Annotated in this window: 28 protein-coding genes; 13 read left to right on the top strand and 15 right to left on the bottom strand. The window is 66.2% G+C overall.

From position 1 onward, the window contains the following. The first annotated feature begins 1 nt into the window (after window position 1). The 9 genes from KYX69_RS12840 (at window position 2) to KYX69_RS12800 (ending at window position 12,071) form a co-directional block, all read left to right on the top strand. Complete coding sequence (locus KYX69_RS12840) at window positions 2–1,687, top strand: flotillin domain-containing protein (RefSeq protein WP_300498001.1); 1,686 nt, start codon at window positions 2–4, stop codon at window positions 1,685–1,687. Continuing rightward, window positions 1,668–2,282 (top strand): glutathione S-transferase family protein, encoded by a 615-nt coding sequence (locus KYX69_RS12835; protein WP_300497998.1) that lies wholly within the window; start codon window positions 1,668–1,670, stop codon window positions 2,280–2,282. Before KYX69_RS12840 ends, KYX69_RS12835 begins: the two co-directional genes overlap by 20 nt. 85 nt (window positions 2,283–2,367) lie before the next feature. Further along, window positions 2,368–3,252, top strand: a complete 885-nt coding sequence (locus tag KYX69_RS12830) for a UDP-2,3-diacylglucosamine diphosphatase (protein WP_300497995.1) — start codon at window positions 2,368–2,370, stop codon at window positions 3,250–3,252. Between the two features lie 11 nt (window positions 3,253–3,263). Beyond that, complete coding sequence (locus tag KYX69_RS12825; RefSeq protein ID WP_300498179.1) at window positions 3,264–4,286, top strand: glycosyltransferase family 1 protein; 1,023 nt, start codon at window positions 3,264–3,266, stop codon at window positions 4,284–4,286. Window positions 4,287–4,559: 273 nt separating this feature from the next. Next, complete coding sequence (locus KYX69_RS12820; RefSeq protein WP_300497992.1) at window positions 4,560–5,534, top strand: metalloregulator ArsR/SmtB family transcription factor; 975 nt, start codon at window positions 4,560–4,562, stop codon at window positions 5,532–5,534. Continuing rightward, complete coding sequence (metF, locus tag KYX69_RS12815) at window positions 5,531–6,451, top strand: methylenetetrahydrofolate reductase (protein ID WP_300497989.1); 921 nt, start codon at window positions 5,531–5,533, stop codon at window positions 6,449–6,451. Before KYX69_RS12820 ends, metF begins: the two co-directional genes overlap by 4 nt. Before the next feature lie 153 nt (window positions 6,452–6,604). Continuing rightward, the gene (locus tag KYX69_RS12810) at window positions 6,605–7,651 is read left to right on the top strand and encodes a homocysteine S-methyltransferase family protein (RefSeq protein ID WP_300497986.1); all 1,047 of its coding nucleotides are present in this window, start codon (window positions 6,605–6,607) and stop codon (window positions 7,649–7,651) included. A gap of 86 nt (window positions 7,652–7,737) precedes the next feature. After that, window positions 7,738–10,344: a methionine synthase gene (gene metH, locus KYX69_RS12805; RefSeq protein WP_300497983.1), complete on the top strand. Its 2,607-nt coding sequence runs from the start codon at window positions 7,738–7,740 to the stop codon at window positions 10,342–10,344. Window positions 10,345–10,400: 56 nt separating this feature from the next. Further along, window positions 10,401–12,071 carry a tetratricopeptide repeat protein gene (locus KYX69_RS12800; protein WP_300497980.1) on the top strand — a complete coding sequence of 557 codons (1,671 nt, stop codon included), beginning with the start codon at window positions 10,401–10,403 and terminating at the stop codon, window positions 12,069–12,071. 7 nt (window positions 12,072–12,078) lie between these two features. Here the strand turns inward: KYX69_RS12800 and arsB are convergent, their stop codons facing one another. From arsB to KYX69_RS12780, 4 genes are read right to left on the bottom strand one after another with little or no spacing between them, the layout of a single operon-like run. Continuing rightward, the gene (gene arsB / locus KYX69_RS12795) at window positions 12,079–13,125 is read right to left on the bottom strand and encodes an ACR3 family arsenite efflux transporter (protein ID WP_300497977.1); all 1,047 of its coding nucleotides are present in this window, start codon (window positions 13,123–13,125) and stop codon (window positions 12,079–12,081) included. 10 nt (window positions 13,126–13,135) lie between these two features. Then, window positions 13,136–13,567 (bottom strand): arsenate reductase (glutaredoxin), encoded by a 432-nt coding sequence (arsC, locus tag KYX69_RS12790; protein WP_300497975.1) that lies wholly within the window; start codon window positions 13,565–13,567, stop codon window positions 13,136–13,138. Between the two features lie 10 nt (window positions 13,568–13,577). Next, entirely contained in the window at window positions 13,578–14,048 is a 471-nt protein-coding gene (locus tag KYX69_RS12785) for an ArsI/CadI family heavy metal resistance metalloenzyme (protein WP_300497973.1), read from the bottom strand. Beyond that, window positions 14,045–14,383: a helix-turn-helix transcriptional regulator gene (locus KYX69_RS12780; protein ID WP_300497970.1), complete on the bottom strand. Its 339-nt coding sequence runs from the start codon at window positions 14,381–14,383 to the stop codon at window positions 14,045–14,047. Before KYX69_RS12780 ends, KYX69_RS12785 begins: the two co-directional genes overlap by 4 nt. Before the next feature lie 133 nt (window positions 14,384–14,516). Here KYX69_RS12780 and KYX69_RS12775 point away from each other — a divergent pair, with 133 nt between their 5' ends. Next, entirely contained in the window at window positions 14,517–14,954 is a 438-nt protein-coding gene (locus tag KYX69_RS12775; protein WP_300497967.1) for a hypothetical protein, read from the top strand. On the opposite strand, the gene KYX69_RS12770 is transcribed toward KYX69_RS12775, so the two are convergent. Continuing rightward, window positions 14,932–16,362: a transglutaminase family protein gene (locus KYX69_RS12770; RefSeq protein WP_300497964.1), complete on the bottom strand. Its 1,431-nt coding sequence runs from the start codon at window positions 16,360–16,362 to the stop codon at window positions 14,932–14,934. The two genes, KYX69_RS12775 and KYX69_RS12770, sit on opposite strands and share 23 nt — an antisense overlap. A gap of 43 nt (window positions 16,363–16,405) precedes the next feature. Next, window positions 16,406–16,822 (bottom strand): VOC family protein, encoded by a 417-nt coding sequence (locus KYX69_RS12765; protein WP_300497961.1) that lies wholly within the window; start codon window positions 16,820–16,822, stop codon window positions 16,406–16,408. A 58-nt stretch (window positions 16,823–16,880) separates the two neighbouring features. Here KYX69_RS12765 and KYX69_RS12760 point away from each other — a divergent pair, with 58 nt between their 5' ends. Then, on the top strand, window positions 16,881–17,426 hold the full coding sequence (locus KYX69_RS12760) for a helix-turn-helix domain-containing protein (RefSeq protein WP_300497958.1): 546 nt from the start codon (window positions 16,881–16,883) through the stop codon (window positions 17,424–17,426). Here KYX69_RS12760 and zapE read toward each other — a convergent pair whose 3' ends face one another. The 6 genes from zapE to KYX69_RS12730 form a co-directional block, all read right to left on the bottom strand. Then, on the bottom strand, window positions 17,427–18,539 hold the full coding sequence (gene zapE, locus KYX69_RS12755; protein WP_300497956.1) for a cell division protein ZapE: 1,113 nt from the start codon (window positions 18,537–18,539) through the stop codon (window positions 17,427–17,429). Further along, window positions 18,536–18,991 carry a PaaI family thioesterase gene (locus KYX69_RS12750; RefSeq protein ID WP_300497954.1) on the bottom strand — a complete coding sequence of 152 codons (456 nt, stop codon included), beginning with the start codon at window positions 18,989–18,991 and terminating at the stop codon, window positions 18,536–18,538. The genes zapE and KYX69_RS12750 overlap by 4 nt, the downstream gene beginning before the upstream one ends. Before the next feature lie 21 nt (window positions 18,992–19,012). Beyond that, window positions 19,013–19,795 carry a succinate dehydrogenase iron-sulfur subunit gene (locus KYX69_RS12745; RefSeq protein WP_300497951.1) on the bottom strand — a complete coding sequence of 261 codons (783 nt, stop codon included), beginning with the start codon at window positions 19,793–19,795 and terminating at the stop codon, window positions 19,013–19,015. Between the two features lie 199 nt (window positions 19,796–19,994). Further along, entirely contained in the window at window positions 19,995–21,380 is a 1,386-nt protein-coding gene (creD, locus tag KYX69_RS12740) for a cell envelope integrity protein CreD (RefSeq protein WP_300497948.1), read from the bottom strand. An 84-nt stretch (window positions 21,381–21,464) separates the two neighbouring features. Beyond that, on the bottom strand, window positions 21,465–22,091 hold the full coding sequence (locus KYX69_RS12735) for an ATP-dependent Clp protease proteolytic subunit (RefSeq protein ID WP_300498177.1): 627 nt from the start codon (window positions 22,089–22,091) through the stop codon (window positions 21,465–21,467). Between the two features lie 168 nt (window positions 22,092–22,259). Further along, on the bottom strand, window positions 22,260–23,243 hold the full coding sequence (locus tag KYX69_RS12730; protein WP_300497945.1) for a C13 family peptidase: 984 nt from the start codon (window positions 23,241–23,243) through the stop codon (window positions 22,260–22,262). Between the two features lie 96 nt (window positions 23,244–23,339). Between KYX69_RS12730 and KYX69_RS12725 the strand changes: the two genes are divergently transcribed. Together KYX69_RS12725 and KYX69_RS12720 are read left to right on the top strand one after the other, a co-directional pair. Next, window positions 23,340–23,582, top strand: coding sequence for a type II toxin-antitoxin system ParD family antitoxin (locus KYX69_RS12725; RefSeq protein WP_300497942.1), 243 nt, complete (start codon window positions 23,340–23,342; stop codon window positions 23,580–23,582). 14 nt (window positions 23,583–23,596) lie between these two features. Beyond that, window positions 23,597–23,914, top strand: coding sequence for a type II toxin-antitoxin system RelE/ParE family toxin (locus tag KYX69_RS12720; RefSeq protein ID WP_300497939.1), 318 nt, complete (start codon window positions 23,597–23,599; stop codon window positions 23,912–23,914). A 42-nt stretch (window positions 23,915–23,956) separates the two neighbouring features. Here KYX69_RS12720 and sdhA read toward each other — a convergent pair whose 3' ends face one another. From sdhA to sdhC, 3 genes are read right to left on the bottom strand one after another with little or no spacing between them, the layout of a single operon-like run. Further along, complete coding sequence (gene sdhA, locus KYX69_RS12715) at window positions 23,957–25,759, bottom strand: succinate dehydrogenase flavoprotein subunit (RefSeq protein WP_300497936.1); 1,803 nt, start codon at window positions 25,757–25,759, stop codon at window positions 23,957–23,959. After that, window positions 25,756–26,157, bottom strand: coding sequence for a succinate dehydrogenase, hydrophobic membrane anchor protein (sdhD, locus tag KYX69_RS12710; RefSeq protein ID WP_300497933.1), 402 nt, complete (start codon window positions 26,155–26,157; stop codon window positions 25,756–25,758). Before sdhD ends, sdhA begins: the two co-directional genes overlap by 4 nt. Next, window positions 26,157–26,621, bottom strand: coding sequence for a succinate dehydrogenase, cytochrome b556 subunit (sdhC, locus tag KYX69_RS12705; protein ID WP_300497931.1), 465 nt, complete (start codon window positions 26,619–26,621; stop codon window positions 26,157–26,159). Before sdhC ends, sdhD begins: the two co-directional genes overlap by 1 nt. Window positions 26,622–26,699 lie beyond the last annotated feature (78 nt).

Below are 26,699 nucleotides of genomic sequence, written 5' to 3'. Positions count from 1 at the left end.
TATGCAGGAAGTAGCCGCGACCGGGGGATCGATCCTTCCCTATCTGATCTATGTCGGCGGCGGGCTGCTGACGCTGCTGGTCATCGGACTGATCATTGCGCGGCTGTACAAGCGCGCGTCGAAGGAGATCGGCTTCGTCCGTACCGGTTTTGGCGGCGAAAAGGTCGTGATCAACGGCGGCGCGCTGGTGCTGCCGGTGTTTCATGAGACGATGCCGGTCAACATGAACACCGTGCGCCTCGCGGTCGAGCGCAAGAATGCCGACGCGCTGATCACGCTCGACCGGCTGCGCATCGACGTGAAGGCCGAATTCTATGTCCGCGTGAAGCCCGACAGCCAGTCGATCGCGACGGCGGCGCAGACGCTCGGCCTGCGCACGATGAATCCCGATGCGCTGAAAGAGCTGGTCGAGGGCAAGTTCGTCGATGCGCTGCGATCGGTTGCTGCGGGGATGACGATGGCGCAACTGCACGAGCAGCGCAGCGAGTTCGTGCAAAAGGTGCAGCAGGTGTCGTCGGCCGATCTGGCGATGAACGGGCTGGAGCTGGAGAGCGTGTCGCTGACGGGCCTCGACCAGACCAGCATCGAGCATTTCAACGCCAATAACGCGTTCGACGCCGAAGGTCTGACCAAGCTGACCGAGCAGATCGAGCTGCGCAAGAAGGCGCGCAACGACATCGAGCAGGATACCCGAGTCCAGATCGAGACCAAGAATCTGGAGGCGCAGCGCCAGTCGTTCCTGATCGGGCGCGACACCGAATTCGCGCGGCTGGAGCAGGAGCGCGAGGTCGAGATGCGCCGCGCGGCGCAGGCGGCCGAGGTCGCGCGCGAACAGGCGCTGCGCCAGCAGGAAGCCGATCAGGCGAAGATCGAGGCGAAGAAGCTGGTCGACAGCCAGCAGATCGAGGCCGACCGCGCGGTGCAGGAAGCCAAGATCGCGCAGCACCAGGCGCTGGAACTCGCCCGGCAGGAACAGCAGATCGCGGTGCAGAACAAGAGCCGCGAGGAAAGCCAGGCCAAGGCCGAGGCCGATGCGGCGCGCGCCAAGGCGGTCGCGGCGGAGGAACAGGTCGTTACTTCACGCGAGACCGAGATTGCCGAGCGTACCAAGCGCATCGAACTGATCGACGCGGCGCGCGAGGCGGAGCGCGCGGCGATCAGCGTGCGGGTCGAGGCCGAGGCGGAGAAGGCGGCGGCCGCCGACCGCGCCGAGGCGGCAAGGCTGGTCGCGGAGGGCGAGGCGGAGGCGGCGAAGCTGCGCGCCGAGGCGGATCGGGTGCGGTTCGAGGTCGAGGCGGCGGGCCAGCGCGCGGTGAACGAGGCGGCGAACCTGTTGTCGTCGGACCAGATTTCGCTGCAGACCAAGCTGGCGCTGCTCAAGGTTCTGCCCGACGTGATCCGCGAATCGGTCAAGCCGATGGAGGCGATCGACAGCATCAAGATCGTGCAGGTCGACGGGCTTACCGCCGGTGGCGGCGCGGGTTCGGCAGCAGCGGGCGGGGCCGGGCAGGGCGACGGCAATCTGGCCGACAATGCCGTTGCCGCCGCGTTGCGCTATCGCGCGCAGGCGCCGATGCTCGACGGGCTGATGAAGGAGCTGGGCTTTTCGGGCGGATCGCTCGACGGACTGGTCAAGTCGGTTGCGGATGCCCCCAAGGAGAAGGGCGATGTCGCTGATCCTGCATGAATATGCCCCGTCCGGGAATTGCTACAAGATCCGCCTGACCGCCGCGCTGACCGGCACGGCGATCGAGCGGCGCGGCTATGACATATTGGCGGGGGAGACGCGGACGGCCGCGTTCCTCGCCAACGTCAACGCCAATGGGCGCATCCCGGTGCTGCAGCATGGCGAACGGTTTCTGCCCGAAAGCAATGCGGCGTGCTTCTACCTCGCCGATGGGACGGCGCTGATCCCCGCCGACCCGTTCGACCGTGCGGACATGCTGCGCTGGATGTTCTGGGAGCAGTATAACCACGAGCCGAACATCGCGACGGTGCGGTTCTGGATGGGTTGGGTGGGAGAGGCCAATCTCGACGACCTCCAGCGCGCGCTGTTGCCGGGCAAGCGTGCGGCGGGGGAGGCGGCGCTCAAGCTGATGGACGAACATCTGGCGGGGCGCGACTGGTTCGTCGGAGATGCGCCGAGCCTCGCCGATATCTGCCTCTATGCCTATACGCATGTCGCCGAAGAGGGCGGCTTTGCGCTCGCGCCGTTCCCGGCGGTGCGGGCGTGGATCGCGCGGGTCGAAGGTCTCGATGACTATATCGCGATTACTGCGTGACACTTCGGTGACGCGGCAACGATTCGAGCTGTAACATTCCATCGCCATAGGCGACCCAGGCAAGGGCATTGCACGGGGCGCTACAATGGCCACGATCACTCGACTTCCGTTCGACACGAATGTCGCAGAATTCGCAGACTTCACCGCCGCGGAACCCGCGATCCTGGAAAAGACGATCGGCGGGCGTCGGCAATATCGCACCATCTGGATCAGCGATATCCACTTGGGGACCCGCGGCTGCAACGCCGAGATGCTGATCGACTTTCTGGATCACGTGGACAGTGACACGATCTATCTGGTCGGCGACATTATCGACGGGTGGCAGCTCAAGAAGAAATTCTACTGGCCCGCAGCGCATAACGACATCGTGTGGCGCCTGCTGAAGCGCGCCAAGCGTGGCACGCGGGTGATCTATATCCCCGGCAATCATGACGAGATTTTCCGCCAGTTCACCGGCCTCAGCTTTGGCGGGGTCGAGATCAAGCGCCAGGCGATCCACCAGACCGCCGATGGCCGCCGCCTGCTGGTGCTCCACGGCGACGAGTTCGACGCGATCACGCTGAGCCACCGCTGGCTCGCCCATGTCGGCGACGCGGCCTACACCGCGGTGATGGCGCTGAACCGCTGGTGCAACAAATATCGCAGCTGGCGTGGCCTGCCCTATTGGTCGCTGTCCAAGCACGCCAAGCAGAAGGTCAAGAACGCGGTCGAATTCATCTGCGGTTTTGAGGAAATCGTCGCCAAGGAAGCCGCCGCACGCGGGGTCGATGGCGTGATCGCCGGGCATATCCACACCGCCGAGATGCGCACGATCGACGGGATCGACTATTATAATGACGGCGACTGGGTGGAGGGTTGCACCGCGCTGGTCGAGCATTACGATGGCCGGATGGAAATTCTCCATTGGGCCGATGAGATCGCTGCGCGTGACCTCGGCCCGGAACGGGTCGAGGAGCGCGTAGCGGCTTGAGCGAAACGGAGATGCGGATCGCCATCGTAACCGACGCCTGGGAGCCTCAGGTGAACGGCGTCGTGCGCACGCTCCAGTCGGTGCGGTGCGTGCTTGAGGGGCAGGGTCACAAGGTCAAGGTGATCTCACCCGACCTGTTCTATTCGGTGCCGTGCCCGACCTATCCCGAGATTCGCCTGGCGATGGTGCGCAGCCGGACGATCGGCGATCTGCTCGACGAATTTTCGCCGCACGCGGTGCATCTCGCGACCGAGGGGCCGGTATGCGTCGCGGCGCGGCGCTGGTGCCTGCGGCATGATTTTCCGTTCACCACCGCCTATCACACGCAGTTTCCGGACTATGTCGAGGCGCGGTCGGGCGTGCCGGCGGAGTGGGTGTGGCGCTACATCCGCTGGTTCCATGCGCCGGCGCGGGCAATTCTCGCTTCGACCGCGTCGATCCGGCAGGCGCTGGTCGACCACGGGCTGACCCAGGTGCAGCATTGGGGGCGGGGCGTAGACCTGGCCAATTTCCACCCCGGCGTGACGCCGCATCCGGCGATGGCGGAGCTGCCCGGGCCGGTGCAGCTTTATGTCGGGCGGGTCGCGGTGGAGAAGAATCTGGAGGCGTTTCTCGCCTCAGACCATCCGGGGACGAAGGTTGTCGTCGGTGACGGCCCGGCCCGCGCGGCGCTGGAGGCGAAATACCCTGAGGCGAAGTTCATGGGGTCGATGTTCGGAGCGGAGCTGGCGCAGGCCTATCGCGCGGCGGATGTCTTCGTTTTCCCGAGCAAGACCGACACGTTCGGGCTGGTGATGATCGAGGCGCTGGCGTGCGGCACGCCGGTCGCGGCCTATCCCGTGACAGGGCCGGTCGATATCCTGACGCCCGAGACCGGAGCGATGGCCGAGGATCTGGATGCGGCGATCGGCGAAGCGCTAACCCGCGATCGCGCGGCATGTGCGGCCTATGGTCGCAGCTTCACCTGGGAGGCGAGCGCGGCGCAGTTTCTGGCGGCGCTAGTGCCGATTATCGAGGAAGCGCGGGCGGCGTGAGCATCGGGCTGCGGGCTTGCCCAATCGCTCGTCACCCCCGCGAAAGTGGGGGCCCATCTCCAGCAAGCACGGCGCATCACACCGGTGTGGGAGGTGGACAGTCCGGGAGATGGGCCCCCGCTTTCGCGGGGGTGACGGTGGTGAGGTGGCAGGATCAGAAGAAGACCCTCCCCAACCCCTCCCGCAAGCGGGAGGGGCTAAAGAAGAGCGGTTCGTCGCTAAAGCTACACCCGCATTGACCTGATATAAAGATATCTTTATATCTATATACCTATGAACACGGCGCTCGAATCCTTCCGCGCACTCGCGGATTCGACGCGGCTGCGCATTCTTGCGCTGCTGCGGCTGATGGAGCTGTCGGTGGGCGAGCTGGCGCAGGTGCTGGGGCAGAGCCAACCGCGGGTGAGCCGCCACGTGAAAATCCTGTGCGATGCCGGCCTGGCCGAGCGGCGCAAGGAAGGCAGCTGGGTGTTCGTCGCGCTGGGCGAGGCGAAGCGGACCGGGCCGATCTTTGCCGCGATCGATGCGTGGCGCAGCGAGAGCGAGGATCATTGGGCGGTGGCGGACAGCGCGCGGCTCGCGGCGGTGCGCGCCGATCGCGCGGCTGCTGCGGCCGAGTGGTTCGAGGCGCATGCCGGCGAATGGGACGCGATCCGCTCGCTGCATGTCGCTGAGGAACAGGTTGAGGCGGCGATGGTTGCGGTTTTGGGCGCGGCGCCGATTGCGCGGCTGATCGATATCGGCACCGGCACCGGGCGGATGCTCGAGCTGTTCGCGCCGCATGCCGACAGTGCGCTGGGCATTGACCGCTCGTCGGAAATGCTGCGGCTGGCGCGGGCGAAATTGTCGGAACAGGGTATCGGCAATGCCGAACTGCGTCAGGCCGACCTTTATGCGCTGCCGATGAGCGATGGCGAGGCGGATGCCGCGATCCTGCACCATGTGCTGCACTTCGCGCAGCAGCCGGGGGCCGCGATCGGCGAGGCGGCGCGGGTGCTATCGCCAAATGGCCGCCTGCTGATCGTCGATTTCGCGCCGCATGATCGTGAGGAATTGCGCAGCCGCGAGGGTCATGTGCGCCTCGGCTTTTCAGACGAGCAGATGCTCGGCTGGTTCAGCAAGGCGGGCCTGGCGCCGGTCCAGACCCAGACGCTGGAGGGCGGCGCGCTGACCGTGAAATTATGGCTGGGCCGCAAGGCGGGGCAGCCGGGTGAACAACTGCCAGTGAATGAGGTGAAGGCAGCATGAGTATCGATCGCGACCCGTCCTCTCCGCCGCTGTTCGCGGACGTTGCAGGCGACATCGACGTCAGCTTCGAATTCTTTCCGCCCAAGACCGAGGCGATGGAAAAGACGCTGTGGGAATCGGTCGAGACGCTGAGCCCGTTCGATCCGCGTTTCGTTTCGGTGACCTATGGCGCGGGCGGGACGACGCGCGAGCGGACGCACAACACCGTCGCCCGGATCGCGCGCGAAACGCCGATCGCGGTCGCCGCGCACCTGACTTGCGTCGACGCGACCAAGGCCGAGATCGACGCCGTGGCCGAGGAATATTGGGCGGCGGGCGTGCGCCACATCGTCGCACTGCGCGGTGATCCGCCGCGTGCGGGTGAGAAATACGCGACGCATCCGGGCGGCTATGAGAATGCCGCCGATCTGGTTGCGGGGCTGCGCAAGCTGCACCCGTTCGAGATTTCGGTTGCGGCCTATCCCGAATGCCATCCGGATTCGCCCGATGCGGCGCATGATCTGGACAATTTGAAGCGCAAGATCGATGCGGGCGCGAACCGCGCGATCACGCAGTTCTTCTTCGAGGCCGATACCTTCCTGCGCTTCCGCGACGCGGCGGCGGCGGCGGGGATCGATGCGGAGATCGTGCCGGGGATCATGCCGGTGATGAGCTTTGCCGCGGTCCAGAAGATGTCGGCGATGTGCGGGACGGCGGTGCCGGGCTGGATGGAGCGGCTGTTCGACGGGCTCGACGATCGTCCGGCTGCGCGTCAGCTGGTGTCTGCGACGCTGGCGGCGGAATTGTGCCGCAACCTCTATGCCGGCGGCGTGCGGCAGTTTCACTTCTACACGCTCAACCGGGCCGAGCTGAGCTATGCGATCTGCCACCTGCTGGGCGTGCGTCCGCGCGGCGCGGCGGCGAGCGTGGCGGCTTGAGCTTAAAATCCTCCCCGGAACGGGGAGGGGGACCGCGACGCGAAGCGGCGTGGTGGAGGGGGCCCTCCACCAGCGGATCGGCTAGAGGAGGGCCCCCTCCACCATGCTGCGCATGGTCCCCCTCCCCGTTCCGGGGAGGATTAGGAAGTTGACATGACACCACGTGAGAAATTGCTGGCCGAGGCGGCCAAGCGCATCCTGATCACCGACGGCGCATTCGGGACCGAGATCCAGAACTGGAAGCTGGACGAGGCGGCCTATGCCGGGAACCTTGGCCTCAGCCATGATCAGAAGGGCAATAACGACATTCTGGCGCTGACCCGCCCGGATGTGCCCGCGAGCATCCACCGCGCCTATTTCGAGGCGGGGGCGGATATTGCCGAGACCAACACCTTCTCCGCCAACCGGATCAGCCAGGCCGATTATGGTGCGGAGCATCTGGTGCGTGAGATCAATGTTGAATCGGCGAAGCTCGCGCGGTCGATTGCGGACGAGTTCGAGGCAAAGGACGGGCGTCCGCGCTTCGTCGCCGGGGCGCTTGGCCCGACCAACAAGACGCTGTCGCTGTCGCCCGACGTCAACGATCCGGGCTATCGCGAAATCGACTTCGATACGCTGAAGGATGTGTATCGCGAGCAGATCGACGCGCTGGTCGAGGGTGGGGTGGACTTCATCCTGATCGAGACTGTGTTCGACACGCTCAATGCCAAGGCCGGCGTGATGGCGGCGATCGAGGCCGGTGAGGCGCTGGGCCGCGATCTGCCGATCATGATGTCGATGACGCTGACCGACCTGTCAGGCCGTAATCTGTCAGGGCATACGGTCGAGGCGTTCTGGGCGGCGGTGCGGCATGCCAAGCCGGTGACGATCGGGCTCAACTGCTCGTTCGGCGCGGAGCAGCTGCGGCCGCATGTCGCGACGCTCTCCAAGCTCTGCGACACGCTGATCATGGTGTACCCCAATGCCGGCCTGCCCAACGAATTGGGCGCGTATGACGAGGCGCCGGTGACCACCGCCGGGCTGGTCAAGGAATGGGCTGATCAGGGGCAGGTCAACATCCTGGGCGGATGCTGCGGATCGACCCCGGCGCATATCAAGGCGATTGCCGATGCGGTGAAGGACCTGCCCCCGCGCGCGATCCCGACGCCGCCGGTGCGCACGCAGCTGGCGGGGCTCGAGCCGTTTGTGATGGCGGCATGACCGTCGCCCCGGCGCAGGCCGGGGCCGCCCTGTTACCGCACCCAATCTAGCGGCCCCGGCCTTCGCCGGGGCGACGAAAGACTAAAATGACCTCGACCACCCCCACCTCCACCGCCTTCGTCAATATCGGCGAGCGCACCAACGTCACCGGCTCTGCCAAGTTCAAGAAGCTGATCATGGCCGGCGACTATACCGCGGCGGTCGAGGTTGCGCGGCAGCAGGTCGAGAATGGCGCGCAGGTGATCGACGTCAACATGGACGAAGGCCTGCTCGACGCGCATGAGGCGATGACGACCTTCCTCAAGCTGATCGCGGCGGAGCCGGACATCGCGCGCGTGCCGGTGATGATCGACAGCTCCAAATGGGACGTGATCGAGGCGGGGCTGAAATGCGTTTCGGGCAAGCCGATCGTCAATTCGATCAGCATGAAGGAGGGCGTGCCCCAGTTCCTGGAGCATGCGCGCAAGTGCATGAACTATGGCGCGGCGGTCGTGGTGATGGCGTTCGACGAGGTCGGGCAGGCCGACACCCAAGCGCGCAAGGTCGAGATTTGCGAGCGCGCGTACAAGGAGCTGATGGCGATCGGCTTCCCGCCCGAGGACATCATCTTCGACGCCAACGTCTTCGCGGTCGCGACCGGGATCGAGGAGCATAATAATTACGGCGTCGACTTCATCGAGGCGGTGAAGGAGATCAAGGCGCGCTGCCCGCATGTCCACTTCTCGGGCGGTCTGTCGAACCTCAGCTTCTCGTTCCGGGGCAATGAACCGGTCCGCCGCGCGATGCACAGCGTGTTCCTGTACCACGCGATCCCCGCAGGGCTCGACATGGCGATCGTGAACGCCGGGCAGCTCGACGTGTACGACACGATCGACCCCGAGCTGCGTACCGCGTGCGAGGACGTGATCCTCAACCGCGATCCCGAGGCGGGCGACCGGCTGGTCGCGCTGGCGGAGAAGTTTCGCGGGACCGATGCGGTGGCCGAGAAGCAGGCGGCGGAGTGGCGCGGCTGGGCGGTCGAGAAGCGGCTGGAGCATGCGCTGGTCAAGGGCATCGACCAATATGTGGTCGAGGATACCGAGGAGTGCCGCCAGAAGGCCGCCAAGCCGATCGAGGTGATCGAAGGGCCGCTGATGGACGGGATGAACGTCGTCGGCGACCTGTTCGGCAGCGGCAAGATGTTCCTGCCGCAGGTGGTGAAGAGCGCGCGCGTGATGAAGAAGGCGGTCGCGCACCTCCTCCCCTATATCGAGGCGTCGAAGGAGCCGGGCGCGAAGGGCAAGGGCAAGGTCATCATGGCGACCGTCAAGGGCGATGTGCATGACATCGGCAAGAACATCGTCGGCGTGGTCCTGCAGTGCAACGGCTTCGAGGTGGTCGATCTGGGCGTGATGGTGCCGTGGTCGACGATCCTGCAGGCGGCGAACGAGAATGACGCCGACATGATCGGCCTGTCGGGCCTGATCACCCCCTCGCTCGACGAGATGGTGACGGTGGCCGAGGAGATGAAGCGCTCCGGCATGACCATGCCGCTGCTGATCGGCGGCGCGACGACGTCGAAGGTGCATACGGCGCTCAAGATCGCGCCGGCCTATGACGGGCCGGTGGTGCATGTGCTCGACGCCAGCCGCGCGGTGGGTGTCGCCACCACGCTCGTCAGCGACACGATCCGCGACGACTATGTCGCCAAGGTTGCGGATGAATATGAAGCGGTGCGCCTCGCCCGCGCCGGCAAGGGGCAGAGCGATCTGCGCAGCCTGGAGGATGCGCGCGCAAATGCGTTCGAGGCGGATTTCAGCCTGAAGCCCGGCAAGCCGCGCATGCCCGGCGTCCACACATTCCCCGATTGGGACCTGAAGGACCTGCGCCAGTATATCGACTGGACGCCGTTCTTCCGCGCGTGGGAGCTGGCGGGCAATTATCCCGCGATCCTGGAGGATGAGGTGGTCGGCGAGAGCGCGACCAGCCTGTTTAACGACGCGCAGAAGATGCTCGACAAGATCATCGAGGAACGCTGGCTGACCGCGCGCGGTGTGGCGGGGCTATGGCCGTGCCGGCGCAAGGGTGACGACATCATCGTCCATGTCGAGGACGAGAAACACTATACGCTGCCGATGCTGCGCCAGCAGATCGCCAAGCGCGAAGGCCGGGCGAATATGTGCCTGGCCGACTTTATCGACCCGGCGGGCGACTGGATCGGCGGGTTCGCCGTGTCGATCCACGGCATCGAGCCGCATCTGGCGCGGTTCAAGGCGGCGATCGACGATTATTCGGACATCCTGCTCAAGGCCCTTGCCGACCGTCTGGCCGAAGCTTTTGCCGAGCGGCTGCATCACTTCGTGCGCACGGCCCTGTGGGGCTATGCCGAGGGTGAGCAACTGACCAACGAGGCGCTGATCAAGGAGCAGTATCGCGGCATCCGCCCGGCACCCGGCTATCCCGCCTGCCCGGAGCACAGTTTGAAGCCGGTGCTGTTCGAGATGCTCGACGCGCACAAGGCGACGGGCATCAGCCTGACCGAAAGCTTCGCGATGCTGCCGACCGCGGCGGTCAGCGGCTTTTACTTCGGCCATCCGGAAGCTGAGTATTTCGGCGTGGCGCGCGTGGGGCGCGACCAGCTGGAGGATTATGCGGCGCGGCGGGGCATTAGTTTGGAACTGGCGGAGCGCTATCTGCGGCCCAATCTCGACTGAGAAACCGACGCTAAACGTCAGTTTATTCACGGGTGATTCTGGCTAGACTGTGGGCGATGAAGGCAAATTCCCCGCTTTTCGTCGCACTGGCGCTGTGCGCTGGTGCGGTTCCCGCCGAGGCCGCACAGCGTTGGCCCTATGGTGATGCTGCGACGTCGGCGTTTGGACGCGGCGACTTTGCGGGGGCGCTGACGGCGTTGAAGGCCGAACTGGTCAAGTGCGAGGCGAGCCGCCCCGATGCCGACCAGTGCCTCGACCTGCTGCTCGCCCTGACCAATATCGCAGTTCAGGCGGGTGTGGCCGAAGAGGGGGAACCCTATGCCCGGCGCGCGCTAGCGCTGGCGGAGAAGACTTTGCCCGCCGGACATCCCGGGATCGCCGCAAGCCTCAACAATCTGGCCAGCAATCTGGACGCGCTGGGACGGTCGCCGGAAGCCGAGCCGATCTATCGCAAGGCGTTGGCAATGCGGGAACGGGCGTTGCCGGCCGGGCATCTCGACATTGCGACGAGCCTGAACAACCTCGCCGGAAATCTCGACCGGCAGGGGCGCTACACCGATGCTGAGCCGCTGTACCGCAAGGCGCTGGCGATACGCGAACAGGCATTGCCCGCCGCGCATGCGGACATCGCCGCCAGCTACAACAACATCGCGTTCAACCTGAATAATCAGGGGCGCTATGCCGAAGCGGAGCAGCTGTATCGCAAGGCGTTGGCGATCCACGAACAGGTGCTGCCGGCGGGCCATGCGGCGATTGCCACCAATTTGAGCAACCTTGCCGCTGCGCTCGACAATCAGGGGCGGTTTGCGGACGGCGAGCCGATCCACCGCCGCGCGATGGCGATGGTCGAACAGGGGCTGCCCGCCGGGCACCCGCGTCTGGCCGATGCATACACCAATCTTGCCTTCAACCTGAACGGACAGGCGCGGTATCGCGAGGCGGAAACCTGGTTCCGTAGGGCGCTGGCGACGCTTGAGGCGGCGTTGCCCACCGGACATCCGGCGGTCGGCCAGGCCTATAACAACCTTGCGTCCAATCTGGACGACCAGAACCGCCCGGCCGAGGCCGAGCCGCTCTATCGCCGCGCGCTGGCGATCCGCGAGGCGGCGCTGCCAGCGGGGCATCCCGAGATCGCCGCCAGCTATGCCAATGTCGCCTACAACATGACCCTGCAGGGCAAATATGGCGAGGCCGAGCCGTTCTTGCGCAAGGCGCTGGCGATGCGCGAGGCGGTGCTGCCGCCCGGACATCCGGAGATTGCGGCGGGTTATAACAACCTGGCCTATAATCTGAGCGTTCAGGGCAAACTGGCGGAGGCGGAGCCGTTGTATCGCAAGGCGGTTCAGCTGAACGAGCGGGCACTCCCTGCCGGACATCCCCGGATTGCGACAAGCTACAACAATCTGGCCGCGAATCTGGCGGCACAGGGGCGCGGGGCGGACGCCGAAGCGTTGTATCGGCGCGCGATGGCAATCCGTTCGGGCTATGCGCGGTCGCATCCCGACCGGATCGGCGGTTATTGGGCGCTGGCAACGCATTTGCAGCGGCAAGGCGCAGGAATGCCGGAGGTGCGTGCGCTCTATCGGGCCGCCGCGCGCGGGGCGCAGGAGCGGATCGGCGGCTTAGCCGGGTTCGACGCAGCAGCGCAGCAGGAGCTGCGCACCTATCGCCCGATTTTCGTGGGGCAGGTGCGCGCCGCTTGGAATTTGTCGGTGGGCGGCCAATAGGTGCAGATCAGCACGGAAAACTCCCCCGCGTGCGGTTGGCGAAGGCGACGAGGCTGAGCATCACCGGTACTTCGACCAGCACGCCGACGACGGTGGCGAGCGCCGCGCCGCTCGACAGGCCGAACAGGCCGATCGCGACCGCCACCGCCAGCTCGAAAAAGTTCGACGTGCCGATCAGCGCGCAGGGTGCGGCGATGTTGTGGGGCACGCGCCACGCCTTCGCTGCGGCATAGGCGATGGCGAAGATCGCATAGGACTGGATCAGGATCGGCACCGCGATCAGCGCGATCAGCAGCGGGTTGGCGACGATCGTGGTCGCCTGAAACGCGAACAGCAGCAGCACGGTGGCGAGCAGGCCGATGATCGACCATGGCTTGAGCCGCGCGGTGAAGGCATCGACCGATGCTGCGTCGCCGCCATGGCTGACGATCACCCGGCGGCGGGTGAGTGCGCCCGCAGCGAGCGGGATCACGACATAGAGTGCGACCGAGAGCAGCAGCGTCTCCCACGGCACGACGATGTCGGTGACGCCGAGGAGCAGCGCGACGATCGGGGCGAAGGCGACGATCATGACAAGGTCGTTCACCGACACCTGCACCAGCGTATAGGCGGGGTCGCCCTTGGTCATCTGGGCCCAGACGAACACCATCGCGGTGCAGGGCGCGGCACCGAGCAGGATCAGCCCGGCGATATATTGCTGGCCCAGGTCGCGCGGGATCAGGTCGGCATAGATAAAGTCGAAGAACAGGATCGCCAGCGCGGCCATGGTGAACGGCTTGATCAGCCAGTTTACCACCAGCGTGATGACGAGCCCCTTGGGCTTGCGCCCGACGTCGCGGATGCTGGCGAAATCGACCCCGACCATCATCGGGTAGATCATCGCCCAGACGAGCACCGCCACCACGAGGTTGACCGAGGCAACCTCAAGCTCCGCCAGCATTGTGGTGACGCCCGGCGCCATCAGGCCGAGCGCGAGGCCGGCGAGGATCGCGAGCGCGACCCAGAGCGAAAGCCAGCGCTCGAACAGGCCCAGCGGGGATGCAGTGTCGGTCATGGCGTCCCTGTCAGGCGAGGCGGTTGCCGGCGGCGTCGACGACGCGCTCGCCATCTTCCTTGGCGAAGGCACCGCGCTGGGCGGTGGGGAGCAGGTCGAGCACCGCTTCGGACGGGCGGCAAAGTGCGACGCCGAGCGGGGAGACGACGACCGGGCGGTTGATGAGGATCGGATGCGTCATCATCGCATCGATCAGCGCATCGTCGGACAGCGCCGCATCGTCGAGGCCGAGTTCGGCAAAGGGCGTGCCCTTCTCGCGCAGCCAGTCGCGCGGCGTCGCTCCGGCGCGGGCGAGCAGCTCGACCAGCAGCGCGCGGCTGGGTGGGGTCTTCAAATACTCCACCACATGCGGCTCGATCCCGGCATTGCGGATCATCGCCAGCGTATTGCGCGACGTGCCGCAATCGGGGTTGTGGTAGATGACGATATCGACCGGCTCCATCGTGCGATCCTCAGCAGCAGGCAGATTTCGGAGCCGGCGCGATCTGCGGCGCGCAGCATGCATCGGGGCGGGCATTGTCCGACAGCGCCGACAGGGCGGGGGAGTCGCCGTAAACGGTGGCCTCGCCCTCGGTCAGGAACGCTTCCCACACCACGCCATCGGGATCGGCGATCCAGCTCTTCTCGCTCTTGGCGTAGCAGCAGGTCGTCGCGCCTTCCTCCAGCACCGGGCGGTCGGCAGCCTTGAGGCGGCCGTAGACCTCGACCAGCTCGTCGCCATGCTCGACCTGGATGCCGAGGTGCTCGATCCCCGTGACGGCGTGGTCGCCGCTGGAGATCGCGAAATTGACGCGCGGATCCTCCAGCATCCACTTGGCATAGTCCGGCTTGGTCACACTGGGTTCCGCGCCGAACAGCGTGGAATAAAAGGCGATCGAGCGATCGAGATCGGTGACGCCGACATGGACATGCATACGCTTCATGCGGATTTCCTTTCGGACTGTTCGGCCGGGGCCGCGCATCCCGCGCCGCCGCAGCAATTTTCCATGAGATAGCCGAGCAAGCCGTTCATCGCGGCATAGTCGGCGGCATAGATCAGCGACCGTCCCTGCCGGGTCTGGCTGACCAGACCCGCGCGGTTGAGATGGGCGAGATGGAAGGACAGCGACGACGCGGGGACGCCCAGTTTTTCGGCGATCGCCCCGGCGGGGAGGCCCTCCGGTCCCGCCTGGACCAGCAGGCGGAAGAGCGCGAGGCGATGCTCCTGCGCCAAGGCGGACAGGGCCGTCACGGCCGCGATGTCGTCTTTAAGTTCCATGATTGTGGAAATATCGAATCGTTGTTCGGGGAGCAAGAATTATTTCGATTATTGTAGAAACATCGAAGGTATTCCGTGCCTGACACTCGGCGCGAATTGGGCTAAGCTCGCGCAAACGACCGGAGCGCATGCCATGGCCAAGTTCCCGAAGATCGACACCCCCTGTCCCTACAAGGCCGATCTGGCCGCGATCCTGGACGGTGATTTCTGTCGCATGTGCAAGCGCGAGGTGTTCGACCTGTCGGGCTGGAGCGATGGCGAGCGGGTCGCGTTCCTGAAGGGGTGCGAGACCGAGGTGTGCGTGCGTTACACGCTGCCGGTGCGGCCGGCCCTGGCCGCTGCAGCGCTGGCGGCGGCGGTGGTCGGACTGCCTGCGGCGGCGCAGGATGTGGCGCCGACTCCGATCGAGGTCGCGACCCCGGACGAAGACTATGACATGATCATCGTCGGCGGGATCAAGGATCCCAAGGCGGTAGCGATGGTCGAGGATCCGGCCGATGCGACCCTGCCCGAACTGCCGGTGGTTTATGACGATGCGCCGCAGCCGGTCACGGCGAAGCCCGCGTCCTGACCTCTGCCAGCGATTGCCAGTCGAGCAGGCTGGCGAGCTGTCCCGCCGCCGTGATCGAGCGCGCGTCGCCATCGCCGATGGTGAGCGCGATATGCGTCGCATCGAACCCGTCGAGCGACATGTCGAAGCTGCGCCACGCGCCGTCGACATAGGCGAGCGTCCAGCTGTGCGGCATGAACACGTTGCTGACGCCGTGATAGCGTTCGCGCGAATAGACGAGGCCGCTGGCGACGCGGGTCGGAATACCCGCCGCGCGCCCGAGCGCAGCGAGCACCACCGCATCCTCGGTGCAATCCCCCGCGCCATGGGCCAGCGCGTCGGCGGCGCTGCGATGGCCGGTGAAGTCGATGCGCTGCATGACGGTGCGGGCGCGGATAGCCAGCTCCTCCATCGTGCGCGCGGGCGAGAGTTGGCGACGGATCACCGGGCGGGCGAGCGCCATGACGCGGGGATGGTCATGCTGCAGCCAGGCGGTGGCGCGGCGGGCATCGGCAAGGGTCGCCGGATCGCTGGGAAGACCGAGGCCGCAGGTCGCGCAGATATCGAGCGTGATGCCGGTCGCGTCGGCGCTCACCCGCTGTTCCCCGGTCGCTGGCGGAGCAAAGGCGATGCCGTCGATGAAGCCGAAGCGGTAGCGGATACGGCCCTGTGCGGCGGCGGGGCCGATCCGCACCGGCGACTTGGCCATGACATTGCGCAGCAGGCGGTAGGGCGGATGTGAGCGCAGTGCGGTGTCGCGGTCGGCGGGGCGGGTGGTGACCGCGACGCCGAACATCGGCTGGATCGCCGCGACGATGCGTCCCGATGCGTCGAGATCGAGCCGCATGATCCCGCGCAGCTCGGTCCCCTCATAGCGCTTGCGCAGCACCGTCAGCGTGCCGGGCCGCTGGCTCGGTGCGCGTTCGATCGTCATGCGCTCGACCAGCCCGGCGGCGGGGTTGAGGTTAAGGAAGCTTAGCGTCGAGTCGCCGTTCCAGCTGCGCATCAACCCTTCGCCATTGTCGAAGCGCGTGCCGGGCGGCAGCGCGATACGGGTGACGTGGCGCCCGCTCTCGCTCTGGCGGGTGACGGTTGCGCTGGTCGCCGCGATGCGGGTTTCGAGTCGGCGGATGGTGCGACTGTCGCGCGATTCGGTGACGATCAGCCGCGGGCGGCCCAATGCGTCGAAGCGGGTGGTGGTCGTGTCGGTGAGCGTCGCGGCTGGCCGTTCGCCATCGGCCAGCCGGAGTTCGCGCCGTTCGATCGTCTCGTGTCCGTCCGGGAGTGTGCGGCTGGCGGTGCTGGCGTGGCCGAGCACCGCGCCGGCATCGTCGGCGATGACGTACCAGTTCTGCGGCGCAGGATCGGCCTGACGCGCGCCGGGCAGTGCTGCTACGGCGAGGGTCAGGAAGAGCAGGCGGCGCAGCATCGGGTGATGCTACGCCGCCTCCACGTGCAGAGCTAGACCCGGCTTAACCCTCACCGTCGCCGGAGAGGTCCTGATAGAACATCAGCGCATTGCCGTCGGGGTCGTAGAAGGTGAGCAGGCGCACCATGCCGGGGATTTCGTTGATCGGCCCGTCCTGCCGTACGCCCGCTGCGTCCAGCGCCGCCTTGGCCGCGTCGAGATCGGTGACGCCGAAGGTCAGCGTCGCGCCGCCGGGGCCGCCCGCGTTTTCGACCTGCGACAGGCCGACGCTGACGCGCGCGACCGACGAGGTCAGTTCGCACCACGCGATCTCGTCCATCCGGTACATCAGCGTCATCCCCAGCACGTTTTCGTACCACGGGATCGAGCGGTCGAGGCTGGTGACGCTGAGCGCGCAGGTCAGTCCGCCGTCATAGGAAATCGCGGTGTTGATCGCATCAAGGGTAGCTTCGCTTGCCATATCGTCCTCCCGAGTCTATGGTTCCATTTGTATAGTAGATTGCGATTTGGTCAAGCGCGTGAATGATCCGGTTCTGACAAGTGCGGTGTTGCAGCGGCTGGCGGCGGGGCGGTGGACGATTCCTGTGCTGGCGTTGCTCAGCCGCGAGAGCGGATCGCGCTTCGCGGTGATCGAGCGGCGGTTCAGCCTGTCGCGCAACAGCCTGACGCGGACGCTGGCGTATCTGCGCGAGCAGGGTTGGGTGATGCCCAATCCCGGCCATGGCCACCCGCTGCGCCCCGAATATGTGCTAACTGACAGCGGTCGGGCGATCGGCGCAGCGTGCGAGCGGATCGAGGATGCGCGCGTGCGGCTGGGGCTGGAGGCGCCGGACCTGTCGCGCTGGACATTGCCGGTGGCGGGCGGGCTGGGCGACGACTGGACCCGCTTCAACGCGCTTCAGTCGCGGCTCGCGCCGGTGACGCCGCGCGCGCTGTCGCTGACGCTGCAGGCGATGATCGGGCAGGATCTGGTGACGCGGCGGCTGGAGGACCGGTTTCCGCCGGTGGCGCTCTATGGCCTCACCGGGCGGGGGACGGAGTTGGCGGAGGCGGTGGCGGGATAATCAGCCCGCCGCGCCATGCCCCTGCGCCAGATACTCTTCCGACTGCATTTCCATCAGGCGGCTTACGGTGCGTTCGAATTCGAACTTGCCGTCGCCTTCGGCATAAAGGTCGATCGGCGCCGCGTCGGCCATCGCCAGCAGCTTGACCTTATGCTCGTACAGCGCGTCGATCAGCGTGACGAAGCGCGCGGCTTCGTTGCGGTTTTCCGGGCCGAGGCGCGGGATGCCGACGATGATGACGGTGTGATAGCGCCGCGCGATGGCGAGATAGTCGGACGCGCCGCGCGCTTCCTCGCACAAGCGCTTGAACGAGAAGACGGCGACGCCCTTCAGCGCCTTGGGCACGTGCAGCGTGCGGCCCTGAACCGCGAGGTCTTCGCTCGGCACATGCGCACGGTCCTCGACCGGGTAGTCGGTCAGGCGGAAAAAGGCGGCGGAGAGGGTGGCGGTGTTGGCGGGGCTGTTGGGGGTTAGCCACATGTCCATCATGCCCAGCCGGTCGCGGCGATAATCGGTCGGGCCGTTCAGGGGCAGGACGTCGAGCTTGTCCTTGAGCAACGCGATGAACGGCAGGAAACTGTCGCGCTGCAGCCCGTCCTTGTAGAGATCGTCGGGCGGGCGGTTCGACGTCGCTACGACGGTCAGCCCCTCGGCCATCATCGCGGTGAACAACCGGCTGAGGATCATCGCGTCGGCGGTGTTGTTGATCACCATCTCGTCGAATGCGAGCAGGCGGAGGTTTTCGGCGAGCGCCTTGGCGACCGGCGGGATCGGGTCGCCCGCCTCCTTCTTGCGTTCCTCGGCGATGCGCGCGTGCACCTCGATCATGAACTCGTGGAAATGGACGCGGCGCTTGCGCTCGATGCGGACGCAACCGAAGAACAGGTCCATCAGCATCGACTTGCCGCGCCCGACGCCGCCCCACATATACACGCCGCGCGGCGCCTCGGGCGCGCGCCGGGCGAGGCGCCACAGCACGCTGCCTTTGCGCGGCCCCTGTTCGAGTTCGTGCGCGAGATGGGCGAGGCGGCGCGCGGCGGCGGCCTGATCGGGGTCGGCGCGCAGCTCGCCGGCGGCGACCAGCGCCTGGTAGCGTTCGAGGACGGCGGTCATGGGGCTGGCGACGATTTGCGCACGGTGCCGGAGAAGCTGGCGAGGACATTGTCCTCCTGCCGCACCAGTCCGCGCATGAACAGCATCCGTCCGGTTTCGCGGAGCAGTTCGACCTCCGCCACGATTGGCTCACCGATGCGGCTGGTGCCGATGAACTGTGCCGACAGGTCGAGCGTGACTGCGCCACCTGCGGAGAGGACGCCGAAGCTGCGCGCGGCGGCGAATAGCGCGACGTCCATGAAGCCCAGCAGCGCGCCGCCATGGGTCGAGTCGCGCAAGTTTGAATGTTCGCGTCCCGGCACCATCCGCACGAGCGCCTTGCCATCCTCGATCCGGGTCAGGATCGGGCCCAGGAACGCATTGAACCGGGTCGGGCCGCGCAGTTCCCAGCGCTTCCACCCCGGATGGTCGGGATCGTCCAGATAGACGAAATGCGTGTCGGCTTGCGACAAGTCAGAGGGGGCCGGAGCGGATCAGACGACCCGCTCGGCTTCCATCTTCTTGATCTCGGCAATCGCCTTGGCCGGGCTCAGGCCCTTGGGGCAGACATTCGCGCAGTTCATGATCGTGTGGCAGCGATACAGGCGGAACGGATCCTCCAGCTCGTCGAGCCGCTCGCCGGTCGCCTCGTCGCGGCTGTCGGCGAGCCAGCGATAGGCCTGAAGCAGGATCGCCGGGCCCAGGAACCGGTCGCTGTTCCACCAATAGCTGGGGCAGCTGGTCGAGCAGCAGGCACACAGGATGCACTCGTACAGGCCGTCGAGCTTGGCGCGGTCATCCGGCGACTGCAGTCGCTCCTTGCCCGACGGCGGCGGGGTGACGGTCTGTACCCACGGCTTGATCGACGCGTACTGCGCGTAGAAATGGGTGAAGTCGGGCACCAGGTCCTTGATCACGTCCATCGCGGGCAGCGGGGTGATCTTGATGTCGCCCTTGATATCCTCGATCGCGGTGGTGCAGGCGAGGCCGTTCTTGCCGTCCATGTTCATCGAGCACGACCCGCAAATCCCTTCGCGGCACGAGCGGCGGAAGGTGAGCGACGGGTCGATCTCGGACTTGATCTTGATCAGCGCGTCCAGGACCATCGGGCCGCACTCGTCGAGGTCGATGGTGAAGCTGTCGTAACGCGGGTTCTTCCCCGAATCCGGATCATAGCGATAGATGGTGAAGGTTTTTTTCCGCGATGCGCCCGCCGGCGCCGGATGCGCCTTGCCCTTCGTGATCTTGCTGTTCTTCGGCAGGACGAAATCGGCCATCGGGAACCTCTTAAACTTCACCGCGGACGGGGTGGCGACGCGGCCGCCCCAGCCCAGATTGCAGGCCAGATACATAACCCCCGCCCGCGCTGCAAACATAAGGTGACGTGGGTGCGATCTCAATCGGAGCAGGGGCGAAATAGTCGTCCGGCGGCCACTCTATGGGAGAGGGCTGCGACCCTCTCCCACGCGGTCCCGGTCAGGTTTCTGACGGGTCGGCGCTGCGGCCGCTCCAGTCGAGATTACGGGTGAGATACATCACGGCTGCCAGCGCCGCGAAGAGCAGCAGCGATCCGATCAGCAGCGAATAGGCCTCAAGGCTGAGCAGGATGTAGAGCACGCCATAAAGCGCCACGAGCAGTCCGGCGATGAACCCGGCGCGGCGGCGGCTGCCCAGCACGGCGGCGCTATACGCGGTCAGCAGGGCGATGACCCCGCCCGCGGCCACCGCATAGGCGGGGGCAAAGCCGATCACTTCGGCAAAGGCGAGCAGCAGGACGAAGAACAGCACCAGCCCCGCGCCGACCAGCAGATACTCCACCGCCGACACGCGCACCCCGGCGACGACATCGAACAGCAGGAACGCCATGAAGGTGAAGCCGATGAACAGGAACCCGTATTTCACGCTGCGGTTGACCTGCGCGTAGAGGTCGACGGGCTGGATCAGGCCGACCTGCGCTGCGGACGATGGCGCCGCGACGGGCGTGCGCGAGTCATAAGCGGGCTGGGCGTCGGGCGTGGCTGCAGGCGAGTCGCTGGTCGTCACAAGCGTCGTGCCGAGCGCGAGGTTGGAGATGCGATAGGTCGCGCTGAACCCTTCGGCCGTGTTGTCGCGCGTTTCGGGCAGGAAGCCGCCAGTGTAGCTGGGATGCTTCCACGGCGAGGTGACGGTCCAGCGCGTCGCGCCGGCGCGCGGGGCGAGCGCGACGACCGAATGGCCGCGCAGGGCAAAGGCGAATTTGGCGGTGATGGCGCGTTCGCGCAGGGCGGACGCGTCGAGATTGGCGAAGAAGCCAGATCCGCCGGTGACGGCGACGCCATTGCCGGGCTGGGCCGGAGCTGGCTGGCCGTCGATGGTGATGCGGTTGGCAGGCTTCAGGCCGCGCGGGTCGGCGACACCGAAGCGCAGTTCGGCCTTGTCATACTCAAGGCTAGTGAGATCGACGATACGCGCTGCGTCTGGTGGCAGGCGGAACGACGCGCTGCCGGAAATGTCGGCGTCATACACCACCGACTCATAGATTGATCGCGTGCGCCGCTCGGGCTTGATCCGCGTGTCGAGGTCGAGCGTGTCGGGGGCGATGAACAGCTCGCGCCGCTGGGTGGTGGTGCGGGTCACCGGCTTGCCATTTTCCTGCACCGTCTCGGTCACCGGCAAGGAATAGGGGATAACGAGCAGCGGCCCGGCCAGCGTCTGCGGCCCGCCCCAGCCCTCGGCAATGCTGCTGCGCGCGGTCTCCGACTGGCTCTGCCGGTCATAGACGAGCAGATAGACCGCGAAGAGCGGAATGGTCAGCACCGCGCCGACGAGCAGCGCGAGCAGCATCTTCATTCCCGGCGAACGGTTGGGTGCGGATAGGTCCATGGGCGACTCCTGTCAGAGAAGTCGCTGGCGTAGCGCATCGGCGTCCAACCGCCATGAGCGATCGGTGAGCTTTTCCTGAGCGGGTCAGATGACGTCGAGGACAAGGCCCAGGTCGCGCGCTTCCTCCGCCTCCAGATACAGGTTCGACGGGGCCTTCTGGCACAGTTCGTCAAAGCCGAGCTTCGATCCGGCGACGATGTCGCGGAACCCCTCTTCCTCGATGCGGATCGATTCCTCGATCTCGTGCAGCTTGGCCTGCAGGATCGGGACGAGCGTCTTGAGTGGGCCTTCGAGATGGATGTCGGCGGTCAGCTTGCGCTCATGGATCATCAGGCGCGTGCCCTGAGTCAGGAACCGTTTGTCGACCGGGAAATGCGCCATGAAGGTGGCGCCCGCCGAATAGACCGCGACCTTGCCCAGGAACAGGATCTCGCGCCCGGTATATTCGCGCAGCAGCCGCACCTCGTCGCCCATCAGCCGCGCGACCTCCGGGTCGCCACCCAATGTGGAGATCGCGATGACCAGCGTCCCGTCGGTCGGGGCGGTGGCAAGCTGGTCGCGAAAGCTCTGATACATCGCATGGTCCACCGGGCCGGACAGGCAGATGTGCGGCGTCGCAAGCAGCGGATAGCGCGTGCTGTGAGGGGCTGGCGCGGCGGGCGCGGGCGCCGCGTCGGAGGCCGGGGCGGGGATGTCGAATGTCTGGGTCATCGCCCGCGCAACCATCGGCCGGGGACTAGGTTCCCGTTGCCGGCGCCGCAACGCATCGCGCACGCCGATCGCGACCAGCGCGAGGCCGGCCGCGATGAGTGCCAGAAAGGCGAGCGGGATGAGCGGTTCCACGCCGCCTCAACCCGCCAGCGCGCAAAAGGATCAGCGTCACGGAGCCTGCAGGCTATCCACCGACGGCTTGCCCACCGGCGCGGTCGCAACCTTGGGCATGCGCGCTTCCAGCGGCTTGAGCCATGCCTGCACCTCGACCCCGATGCTTTGCTGCGGCAGCGACGGCTTGAGCTTGCCGCGCGTTTCCCAAGCGGCGATCTTGGCGATGGCTGCGGTCACCGCTGCCTCCAGCGGTTGCGGCTTGCGCAGCGCGCGGTTGACCAGCGCGTCGCCGAAAAAGGTCCAGTCATTCTCAGCCGCACAGCCGAACGAGGACCGGTCCGACGCTGCGGCGCTGAACACCGCGCTCTGCGGCCCGGACAGCGGCGGGACGAAAACGCCCGAATAACAGGCGCTGATAATCAGCAGCCGCCGCTCGATCCCATGCGCGCGCAGCAATGCGGCGAGGCGGCGCGGGGAGATCGCGCCAAACCCCTCATTGCCGTCATTATACACCACCCCGAACGGCGCGCCGTGGCTAGTGGCGTAGAGGACCAGCACATCCTCCTGCTCGTCCATCACCTCTGCGATGCGGGCGAGTGCGGCTTCCAAGTTGGCAGGCGATCCCATCGGGAGGGGCGACGGTGCCTTACCGTCGCTACCGCCGAGCGTGATCGTCCGCCCGACGGCGTCGTAGCGGCGCGCGAGCACCTTGCCCGCCTCGCGCGCCTCCCGCCCAAAGACGGGATCGCTGTCGAGCGCGACCGACAGGACATAGGCGTCGACCACCCCCTTGCGCTGCGGGAGCAGGGTGCCGAGCGCGCGGGTGAGGCGACGGTGTTCGGCGAGCGCATAGGTGGCGGGCCGGTCGCGTTCGATCTGGGTGCCGCCATCGGCCTGCTGCACCACCTCCTCGGGCGTCGAGCGCGCGATACCCGGCGGGGGCGGGGCGGTGTGCTTAGGCGGTGTATAGGGCTGTTGCTGCGCCGACGCAGCGGGAAGCGCGAGCAGCGCCAGAGCAAGTGGCAGGATCGAACGCATCAAATCACCCCCTGAGAGGAAGGTGCGTGGCGCAGACGCTCAGGTCAAGCGTCGGGGGGCATTGCTGCCGGTACCGGATTTTGGTAATGTGGTGCCATGGCAGCCAAGAACACCAGCGTCTCCCTGGGCGACCACTTCACCGCCTTCGCCGCTCAGCAGGTGGCGTCGGGCCGCTATGGGTCCATGAGCGAGGTGATCCGCGCCGGGCTGAGGCTGCTGGAGGATGAGGAGCAGCGGCTTGCCGAATTGCGCGCGGCGATTCGGGAAGGGGACGAGAGCGGTGATCCCGAGCCCTTCGATATGCGGGCGTGGATCGCCGAACGGTATTCCGAGGCTTGACCTACCGGCTTGAGATGCGCCCTCGCGCGCGGGCCGATGTCCGCGCTATCGGTGATTATTCCGACGAGCGGTGGGGAAGCGATCAGGCCCGGCGCTATCTTGACGCAATTGCCGACAGCCTGGAGCAGATTCTGAAAATGCCGCTCGCTGGCAGCGATCACGGGGATGTGTCGCCCGGACTGCGCAAGTGGCGCAGCGGTTCGCACAATATCTTTTATCGCATCCGCGGCGATGTCGTGCTGATCGTCCGCATCCTGCACGCCCGCATGGATGTCCTCAGTGCGCGCGCTACCTTGCAAAGTCCGGCGATGGAGTATCGTCCGGGGGGATGAAGGCCGGTTTCGCTCATTACAACGAAACCGACCTTAAATCCCTCAATACACCCGCTTCTTCGGCTTGATATACTCGACCTCGTCGGTGAGCGTGTAGTCGTGGACCGGGCGGTAGTCGATTGCGACCGCGCCGCCCTTGCCGCCCCAACCTTCGAAGCTCGCCACGGTGTGCTTCATCCAGTTGGCGTCGTCGCGCTCCGGGAAGTCCTCGTGCATGTGGGCGCCGCGCGATTCCTTGCGGTTGTCGGCGCTGCGGATCGTGACGACGGCCTGGCTGATGAGGTTGTCCAGCTCCAGCGTCTCGATCAGGTCGGTGTTCCAGATCAGCGACCGGTCGGTGACGCCGACATCGTTCATGCTCTGATACACCGCGTCCATCTTCGTCACGCCCTCGGCCAGCAGCGCGGTGTCGCGGAACACGGCGGCGTTGCGTTGCATCGTGCGCTGCATCTCGGCGCGGATCTTCGCCGTCGGGGTGCCACCCTTGGCGTTGCGGAAATGGTCGAGGCGGGTGAGCGCGAACTCCTCCGACCCCTTGGGCAGCGGGTTGTGCGGCGTGTTGGGCTTGAGCAGCTCCTTGAGCCGCAGGCCGGTCGCACGGCCGAACACGACCAGATCGATCAGCGAGTTGGAACCCAGGCGGTTGGCGCCGTGCACCGAAACGCATGCCGCTTCGCCGACCGCGAACAGGCCGGGGACGACCGCATCGGGGTTGCCGTCGCGCAACTGCACGACCTCGCCATGATAGTTGGTCGGAACGCCGCCCATATTGTAGTGGACGGTCGGGACCACCGGCAGCGGCTTCTTGGTCAGGTCGACGCCCGCAAAGATCTTGCCGGTTTCGGTGATGCCGGGCAGCCGCTGCGCCAGCACCTTCGGATCGATATGATCGAGGTGCAGGAAGATATGGTCGCTGTCCTTGCCGACGCCGCGGCCTTCGCGGATCTCCATCGCCATCGAGCGCGCGACGACGTCGCGGCTGGCGAGATCCTTGGCCGAGGGGGCATAGCGCTCCATGAAGCGCTCGCCTTCGGAGTTGGTGAGGTAACCGCCTTCACCGCGTGCACCCTCGGTGATCAGCACGCCCGCGCCGTAAATGCCGGTCGGGTGGAACTGAACGAATTCCATGTCCTGCAGCGCGATGCCCGCGCGCAGGGCCATGCCGTTGCCGTCGCCGGTGCAGGTGTGCGCCGAGGTCGCCGACTGATAGACGCGCCCGCCGCCGCCGGTGGCCAGCACGACGGCGTGGCTGCGGAAGCGGTGGATGCTGCCATCCTCCATGCACATCGCGACCACGCCACGGCACGCACCGTTTTCCATGATCAGGTCGAGCGCGAAATATTCGATGAAGAAGTCCGCGTCATATTTCAGCGACTGCTGGTACAGCGCGTGCAGCATCGCGTGGCCGGTGCGGTCGGCCGCGGCGCAGGTGCGCTGCACGGGAGGGCCTTCACCCATATTCTGCATATGGCCGCCGAACGGGCGCTGATAGATGGTGCCATTGTCGTTGCGGCTGAACGGCACGCCGGCATGTTCCAGCTCGATCACCGCTGCGGGTGCCTCGCGCACCATATATTCGATCGCGTCCTGGTCACCCAGCCAGTCCGACCCCTTGACGGTGTCGAACATGTGCCAGGTCCAGTGATCGGGCGAATTGTTGCCGAGCGAGGCGGCGATGCCGCCCTGTGCCGCGACGGTGTGCGACCGGGTCGGGAACACCTTGGTGATGCATGCGGTCTTCAGGCCGGCCTCGGCGCAGCCCATGGTCGCGCGCAGGCCCGAACCACCCGCGCCGACGACGACGGCGTCATAGCTGTGGTCGATGATCTTGTAGGCGGCGGTCATGCTGCGGGCGCTCCGGTGGTGACGGTGGTGAAGGCGATCTTGAGGATCGCGAAGATCGCGAAGACCGCGCCGCCGATGGCGAAGAAGTTGAGTAGCGTCATCAGCACGATGCGGCCGGCGTCGCGCGCATAATCCTCGATCACGACCTGAAGCCCGGCCTTGAGGTGATAGAAGACGCTGAGGACGAGCAGGATCATCGGCACGGCGGCGATCGGCGCGGACAGCCATGCCTGCACGGTTTCATAGCCCAGGTCGGGGAGGCGGATCAGGCTGACGATCAGCCAGGTCATCAGCAGCAGGTTCGATCCTGCCGACATCCGTTGGTGCCACCAGTGATGCGTGCCCTCATGCGCCGAGCCGAGACCGCGGACGCGGCCGATGCTGGTTCCGGTGCCCATTACTTCGTCTCCACCGCGATTGGGGTTTCGGTCTTCGGTGCCTTGGCCAGTTCGCCATAGACGATCCAGCCCCACAGCGCGGCGGTCAGCGCGACCGACACGACCATGGTCAGCACCGCAAAGCTCTTGTTCGTCTTCAGCTCATAGCCGGCACCGGCATCCAGGAAGAAGTGGCGGATGCCGGTCATCATGTGCTGGAAGAAGCTGAGCGTCAGGCCAACGCCCAGGATATATCCGATGGCGTTCGGTGCACCGCTGTCGACCGTCAGACAGTCGAGAAACTTGGCGTAGCTCTCCGGCCCCGATGCCAGCGCGCACAGCCACCACAGGAACACGCCGACCCCAACCGTCGCCATGCCGCTGCCCGTCACGCGGTGCAGGATCGAAACGAGCATGTGCGGGCCCCATTTCCACACCTGCAGGTGCGGTGAGAGCGGGCGGTTGTTATTGCGGGCCTTGGCCACGGCGTGTCGCCTATGATTTGCGCCTCCAAATAGCCGCCGCCGCCGACGATGCACGAAGCTAGAGCCTCTTCGGGCCGA

The sequence above is a fragment of the Sphingomonas sp. genome, assembly GCF_030145815.1.
In the GTDB taxonomy this organism is placed as follows: Bacteria; Pseudomonadota; Alphaproteobacteria; order Sphingomonadales; family Sphingomonadaceae; genus Sphingomonas.
Note: the sequence above shows the minus strand (reverse complement) of the source record. Positions and strands in the feature narration are given on the sequence as shown.